Here is a 6,860-nt window from a genome sequence, read left to right on the forward strand (position 1 = left end):
TTTTTAAAAAAGGCGTTTTTTTATACTATTTTTAAAAATCAGTTGTAGCCTTTTCGGATGCGCCTAGAAATAATCATCCCTTTATTGACTGTTGAAGTCGTGTGGCTTTTCTTGAGAAAAGTTGCTGCCGAAGTTGGTAGCGCTTTTATTTTTTCATACTCTTTACGCCAATCGCCAAAAAACAGCTCCCTTAATTTACCCAAGCTGCTATCAATAATCATCTTAGCCATCGTTTCTGCACCGTCAAGTGACCAGTACATGCCTCGATGTTTCATGCGGTCTGTGATTTTAACGTGCTGTGCTTCAATCACACCTATCCCTGCACCGCTAAGTCCTCGTAAATGAGCAGGCTTGGTGTACTCAAAATTGTTGATGAGTTTTCTGCTAAATTTTTGAAATTTCTCTAACTCTTCATCATCTGTAATCAGGGCTTCCCCTGTATCTAAAATCAGTTGTGCTTCATCAATATCGAAATGCTTTATCGCTTCAAACAAACGATTTTTTAATTCATAACCTCGGATATGCACTTTACAAATCGTTTTGAAAAACTTTTTGATATTCAAATTGAGATGGTATCTGTCCCAGAAATGCTCATGTTTACACCTAAATAATGCCGCAATGTCTTCAAACGCTGCCGCATGATAGCCTCGCCCCATATCAGAATTGGTAATAAGCAAGGTATCAGGCGTTATATCATAATGCTCATCAATATAAGCAACGACCTCATCTCGGCTTTCGTCAAGGTTTAACGAGATAGTTTCATGCTTTTCAACCGTTTTCTTCCTACTCCCATAATCTTTTGTCACGCCCTCATGGACGACAAAATGCGCCATATCAGTATAGGCAACCTCGTTCTCTTTTTCCTTAAACGCTTTTACCATCACACCACCGCCTTCAAGATACAAGGTGTCAACCTTCAATTTTTCTAGTAGTTCTTTGTCTCTGTAGTAGTCGTATTCTTTTTTCTGCTTTTGTAATTTCGTCACAAATTTTCTAGCTTTTAAGACAACATCCTTTGTGATGTCAATATTTTTCAAATTCGTAAATGCTTTAGCACCTTTACGAAATGATAAGCCAGTCGCCACATCGACAATTTGAAACAGTATCTCTTCTGAGAAACGAGAATAAGGTTCTAATGCCAAATAGTCATCAACTGGATAACACCATTCTGCGTCTTTACGGTAAACTTTACGACAAAAATTGACCAAGCCAAAAGAGAAAGTGACCGTCCTTTCAGCGGTTTTCACAAATTCCCATCCCCCTGCTCTCATCTCCACTTCTCTTTTGGTATCGTATTGCTCTAGCTTAGCTACAAAATCATCAATTAGTTTTTGGCGTTGTTCCTCTAGTAATTTTTGTTCGTCAAACATTTCTTTCCCCTAAAATATTTTTCCAAAAAAATCTGCTCTTCTTTTACTTATATTTCATCATCTTCTTTATATAAGAGATATAAAAACATATTTAAACGTTTTGGATACTCCAACTCGGATTATCCAAAACGCTATATCGCTTGGTTACTGACTTTGTGAGACTTGACATCTCGGACTGTTCAAAACGTCAAGTCCCAAAATTCAGAGTTGACACTTTGCATAATCCGAAAATAATTCCTGTCACTTTTGGACTGTACAATTTGTAAAGTCCGAAATTTTTACAAAAAAATAGCCTTATCAATATCAATTTATCAATAAGGCTATTTTCAAATCATAACTCAAACTCATCATCTAAATCAAGCGTTCGTTTTTTCTTGCTTTCTTTTACTATGTCGTCATACTGCCAACCAACCTCTAGTGGTGTCATTCCCGATGGCATCAATTCAAATGAATTTTCATACAAAAACTTATGATACGTTGATTTATCCCCATTTTCATAGTACTTGATGAGCGCATCGAAAAACTCGCTTCTAGTCGGGACATCCATTGCTAGTATCCCCACACCTTGTTGGACTAAGTAATGATTGGCAACCATTGCTGCAGTACGTTTATTGCCATCATTAAACCATTGACCTTTGGAGATTTCGCTGAAATAGGATAAACCATGCTCGACCTTATCCTCAAGGTCGTCAAGGTAAGCGAGTGTTTCCAGTACAGTATCTATTTCTGGCATTGGTGGTTTATAGGTACTACCCCCAATAATTGCAGAATAGTATCTCAGATTACCAGGGCTTTCAATTAGCCCTCCCTCTCCTAAGATTTTATTATATTCACTGATTAGACTAAAAGAAATCGGAGCATCAATATGCTCAAACAAGTAATTCCATGCACGCTTAATATTATTGACAATCAAAGCGTCGTCAAATTCCAGATTACCTGGCACTTTTCCTGATAGTACTTCAGCAGTCTCAGGAAAAGTGATTCCTTTGTGTATTTCAATATTAGCTATCTTCCATATCGTGTCAACCAACAAGCGTTTTGCGGCAAAAATTGCTTGTTCCCTTGAAACACTCTCGTATTTTAATACCATTTTTTCTACATCTCCAGTTCATCGTCCCCAAATTCAATTGCTTTTTTGCGATTTTTAGGTAAAGGTTGAGAAAAATCTTTGATTTCCTGCGATGCAACATAAGCAAAAGCATCATATCTCTCAACTTCAAATTCAGATAAGGTTTCTAGCCATTCCCCTAGACCTTTTGAATCCTCATCTTTTAAGTATTGCAAATATCTTCCTTTTTCATCTGAGGGAATAACAGGTACAAGTCGATCATGTTTAAGTGCTACTAACGCATTTAACATTCGTCCTGTGCGACCATTGCCATCCGAAAAAGGATGAATTTTTTCAAATCTAATATGATAATCTGCAATGGTTTCAAAAAGATGCGACGTCTCTTTCAGAGCTTTGTTATAATCCGAAACAAATTCTGCCATTGTTGCCGCAACCTCACTCGCTTTAACCGTTTGAAAATCAGCACCGACAATGTAGTTGTCTAACTTTTTGTATTCCCCCGCAAAGGTAACCGTACTCTCGCCAATAAAATAATGAATTTTCTTGATGATAAACTCTGTCAACTCATTGGGTTCATTCACTTCTTGCAATACGACATTTAAAGCTCGTGCGTTGCTCTCAATTTCAAAAATTTCACGCTTATGAACTCGTCTGTTGGGTGTCATCCCCTCCAAAAGCAAAAGGGCTGTTTCTGCTAATGTCAACGTGTTCCCCTCTAAAGCCGTTGAATGGTGGCTAAAGCGGATGGCTAAATCTTTGATATAATCTTCTGGTAAATCACGCATTATATTCTCCCTAAAATAGCCTTACCAATAAGGTTATTTTCAAATCATAACTCCAGTTCATCGTCTAAATCATGTTCTATCGCTTTACCAAAATGATTAAGATTAGATTCATTCAACTCTAAAATAGAAATCCTACTTTCTAACTCTTTTTCTACATACTTGATAACAAGATTGACAAAAGGTTCAGGATTATCTTGGCGTTGTGAATTAGCCAATGCTTCCATATATTCACTTCTTGAATTGGCTTCTGGCTGAATATTAACGATTGGAAAACCATTTCTCACTAAAGCGAAAGCCATCAAAAGCCTTGCTGTTCTACCGTTACCATCCGCAAATGGATGGATACTGACAAATTTTAGATGTAATAATGCTGCATATTCAACTGGATGGAGAGACTTGGCTATTTCATCATGCCAATAAATCAAATTTCCCATTTCTTGACGAATATAAATCGGCTCTGCATATTTTACTCCTTCAACTCGATAAGGATAAGCATTAACCAGTCGATAAACACCCGCAAAGTCAATATTATCAACGCTTTTGATGGTAACTAATTGATTTATTTTTTGGATAACTTCTTCAGATAATTCCTGATTACCAGTTGCTAACTCCTCCATAAAGTTATAGGCTTTTCCTAAATCAAGTGTTTCAAGTACGTCTTTCACAGGACTGCCATTAGCAGTCAACCCTACTTCCAAAATAGAGGCTGTTTCATATTTTGTCAAACTATTGCCCTCTAAGGCATTTGATGACCAGACATGCTCAATCTTTTTTTCTCGTTCAATCTGCGCCACCTGCTCTTGAGTTAGTGGGCGGTAGTCATTTAACTTCTGCTTTAATCTATCAATTTTGCTAAAATCATACATTCTTTTTCTCCTGTTTCTTATCTATTATCTCTGGCTGCACGTCAGAGAACCTCCCTGAATTCTCAACGTAGTAAGCTACTATTTCGTTAAACATCTCTTTATAGTTTTTTCCCTGACTTTTAGCTAGACTAGTAAAAGTCTGCCAAGCAGGGATACCTACTCGAATGACTTTAGTCTCATCGTTATTGTTTTTATAAGCAATACCGTTTTGTGATTTTTTACGTACAAACTCTAACTCAATTTCTTCTGGTAAAGTATCAACCATTTATTTTGTCTCCCTTATCTCATCCATTTTAACATATTTATGAGGCTACAACTGCATTAAGGGAGAATTTATAGTTTCTCAACAATCGCAACTAAACCACTCAAGTTAAGCATTCTTGAGTATTGACTGTCTAAATAAACAATCGGCACATCATTGTCACTGGCTGATGCAGCGTGTGCTTTAATTCTATCAAATAAAAGGCTTTCAAGCGGTGTTGCGCCGCCACCATAGACAAAGATAGCCTCTAAGTTTTCGCCTGTTTTGGAAATAACTTTTGTGATTGCCTTGTTAATCGTATCGACAAAATCTTCACTATTATCTTCAAGCGCTATCATGATTTTATTGCGTTTATTTTGCGTAATTGCTGTCACATCCCTTTGTAGAAACTCAGTAATTGTCTTACGTGACGGATAGTTAAGGTCATCTGCGACTGCCTCAAGTAAATTGCCAAAGCCAACGTTAATGCTGCTTGATGCTTCCTGGTTGAACTTACCATCATTGAAAACGGGGAAGTCAATCGTTCCCTCGCCAATATCAATCCCCAAAGTATTTTTAGCCGATAAAATATCATCAACTGACATATCAAGCTCTGGTTGCTTGTTACGGCACTCTTTTTCAATGACCGCTTTGAATTGCTCATTGGCGAGTTTTAAAGCATACTGTGCAGCTTCTCCCTCGCTGATGACCATGATTTTCTCAAAATTAATCGTGACCGTGACCTTTTTATAGAAATTGTTGAAGACGATGGTATGTTCCTGCTGCGCCAATTTTTGAATGAATGCCTGCTTGTATAATTTGATTTCATCTATCGGTAAAGCCGTTACTAATTTTGCCTCGACTGCTACATTTCCAAGCTGTCCTGTTTGCTTGTATTGGCTGACAAGCGCATTTTGTGCAATGGTTGCCAATATCAAAATAGTTGTCAAATCATTTTGAGCCTTTGTGATTTTGTCAAAGACATTAAATTCCAAAAGTGGACGACCGCTTGATAATGCCTGCTCATTAAAGATATAGGGCTTTGTCGATGACACGGCTTCTGAAATAAAGCTGACTGCCATTTTATCAATAAGACGATCCATCATCTCATCAGTCTCAGCTTCACTGACTTCTAAACTGCTTTTCTTCGGTGTTGCGACAACACTTGGAAAGCTCAAGACTTCTCCATTGACATTGCCTTTGACATAACCGTTTCCTAAATCGATTGCTGCTTTCATTTTCATAATGTTTTTCTCCTGTCATTTTCTTTAGTTTAGACCTAACATAGCGCTAAAATCTTCAGTGTCATTATCAATTTCAATCTCTGATGGCGTGATATGAGGCTGGTTTAAATCAACATCGTCTTTTTCATCTGCTTTTATATCAGCTAATAAATCAGTTGATATGAGTGCTGCCTCAAACAAATCTGAACTCCCAAATCTTTCAATCGCTGTGTGGATCAGTGCTCTCAAACTGGCAGTCGCATTATTTTGATGATTAAGCCACGCTATCTGTTCATCTTTGACAACCAATAACATTTTTTTCTGGGTCATTTTAGTCCTTTCTTTGATATATACGCTATATATATCATTTCAAGTTGAGTATATATAGCATATATACGTTTTGAGCATTTCATATATATGGCTTTCTTCTTTTTGACTTATATATATATCACGTATATATGAACAGCCATTGCAATATATACGCTATATATATCGTTTCAAGTTGAGTATATATAGCATATATACGTTTTTAGCATTTTATATATATGGCATATATATTTTTTTCTTCTTTTTGACTTTTATATATATATCACGTATATATAAACAGCCATCGCAATATATACGGCATATATATCATTTCAAGTTGAGTATATATAGCATATATACGTTTTGAGCATTTTATATATACGGTATATATATTTTTTCTTCTTTTTGACTTTTTATATATATCACGTATATATAAATAGCCATCGCGATATATACGTGATATATATCGTTTTCTAAAAATCTGAATAGCCTGCTTCACTGAGTTGGTCTTGATAAGCTTCAAAAGTCATATCAGAATCAACAGGGATTAAATCGTCTGAATAGCGCCAATGATTTTGTGCCAGATGATTGGCTAGTTTTTGAATTTTCTCGTCGTTTGAGATATGATACTCGATTGTATCTTCTTCATCATAATCTGAATAGTAGCGCCAAGTGTCTTCTTCATCATAATAGGGCTCTCCTGTTTCCTCGTTGATTTCTGCTTCTGCTTCATCCCAATAGACTAGCCCGATGTCTTCTCCGTATTTATTACCAAATAATAGATAAGCAATGTCAACACTTTCAGTATTGATGTCTTCAAAATCATGAACATCAAGCCATGTTTTGATTTTCTCGTAGTCCTCGCTGCTGACAACTTTCCAATAGTCTCCATATGCCATGTTAGTACCTGCTTTCTTTTTTGAAATAGCTTTTCTATCTCTATGAATTTATTTTTACATAACTATTATCTGTTGTCAACGATTAAATCGCTTCGAGTGCA

8 protein-coding genes are annotated in these 6,860 nt (G+C 36.5%); all 8 read right to left on the reverse strand.

Annotated elements, in window-relative coordinates; translation table 11 throughout:
• Nucleotides 1-38: 38 nt before the first annotated feature.
• Nucleotides 39-1,370 carry a UPF0236 family transposase-like protein gene (locus ACYQ21_RS14150; RefSeq protein WP_460059198.1) on the reverse strand — a complete coding sequence of 444 codons (1,332 nt, stop codon included), beginning with the start codon at nt 1,368-1,370 and terminating at the stop codon, nt 39-41.
• A gap of 331 nt (nt 1,371-1,701) precedes the next feature.
• The gene (locus tag ACYQ21_RS14155; RefSeq protein ID WP_460059200.1) at nt 1,702-2,460 is read right to left on the reverse strand and encodes a Fic family protein; all 759 of its coding nucleotides are present in this window, start codon (nt 2,458-2,460) and stop codon (nt 1,702-1,704) included.
• Between the two features lie 5 nt (nt 2,461-2,465).
• A complete protein-coding gene (locus ACYQ21_RS14160) occupies nt 2,466-3,224 on the reverse strand; it encodes a Fic family protein (RefSeq protein ID WP_460059202.1) in 759 nt (252 codons plus the stop codon).
• A 44-nt stretch (nt 3,225-3,268) separates the two neighbouring features.
• Entirely contained in the window at nt 3,269-4,090 is an 822-nt protein-coding gene (locus ACYQ21_RS14165; protein ID WP_460059203.1) for a Fic family protein, read from the reverse strand.
• The gene (locus tag ACYQ21_RS14170) at nt 4,083-4,355 is read right to left on the reverse strand and encodes a hypothetical protein (RefSeq protein WP_460059205.1); all 273 of its coding nucleotides are present in this window, start codon (nt 4,353-4,355) and stop codon (nt 4,083-4,085) included. Before ACYQ21_RS14170 ends, ACYQ21_RS14165 begins: the two co-directional genes overlap by 8 nt.
• Before the next feature lie 68 nt (nt 4,356-4,423).
• Complete coding sequence (locus tag ACYQ21_RS14175; RefSeq protein WP_460059206.1) at nt 4,424-5,575, reverse strand: ParM/StbA family protein; 1,152 nt, start codon at nt 5,573-5,575, stop codon at nt 4,424-4,426.
• A 24-nt stretch (nt 5,576-5,599) separates the two neighbouring features.
• On the reverse strand, nt 5,600-5,884 hold the full coding sequence (locus ACYQ21_RS14180; RefSeq protein ID WP_460059208.1) for a hypothetical protein: 285 nt from the start codon (nt 5,882-5,884) through the stop codon (nt 5,600-5,602).
• Nucleotides 5,885-6,333: 449 nt separating this feature from the next.
• Nucleotides 6,334-6,759: a hypothetical protein gene (locus ACYQ21_RS14185; protein WP_460059209.1), complete on the reverse strand. Its 426-nt coding sequence runs from the start codon at nt 6,757-6,759 to the stop codon at nt 6,334-6,336.
• Nucleotides 6,760-6,860 lie beyond the last annotated feature (101 nt).

This window comes from Pseudolactococcus yaeyamensis (assembly GCF_054658615.1).

Excerpts from the sequence above, each read along its gene's own strand:
- ACYQ21_RS14150 (WP_460059198.1), bottom strand. The coding sequence starts at position 1,370 with ATGTTTGACGAACAAAAATTACTAGAGGAACAACGCCAAAAACTAATT.
- ACYQ21_RS14175 (WP_460059206.1), bottom strand. The coding sequence starts at position 5,575 with ATGAAAATGAAAGCAGCAATCGATTTAGGAAACGGTTATGTCAAAGGC.
- ACYQ21_RS14180 (WP_460059208.1), bottom strand. The coding sequence starts at position 5,884 with ATGACCCAGAAAAAAATGTTATTGGTTGTCAAAGATGAACAGATAGCG.
- ACYQ21_RS14170 (WP_460059205.1), bottom strand. The coding sequence starts at position 4,355 with ATGGTTGATACTTTACCAGAAGAAATTGAGTTAGAGTTTGTACGTAAA.
- ACYQ21_RS14165 (WP_460059203.1), bottom strand. The coding sequence starts at position 4,090 with ATGTATGATTTTAGCAAAATTGATAGATTAAAGCAGAAGTTAAATGAC.
- ACYQ21_RS14185 (WP_460059209.1), bottom strand. The coding sequence starts at position 6,759 with ATGGCATATGGAGACTATTGGAAAGTTGTCAGCAGCGAGGACTACGAG.
- ACYQ21_RS14160 (WP_460059202.1), bottom strand. The coding sequence starts at position 3,224 with ATGCGTGATTTACCAGAAGATTATATCAAAGATTTAGCCATCCGCTTT.
- ACYQ21_RS14155 (WP_460059200.1), bottom strand. The coding sequence starts at position 2,460 with ATGGTATTAAAATACGAGAGTGTTTCAAGGGAACAAGCAATTTTTGCC.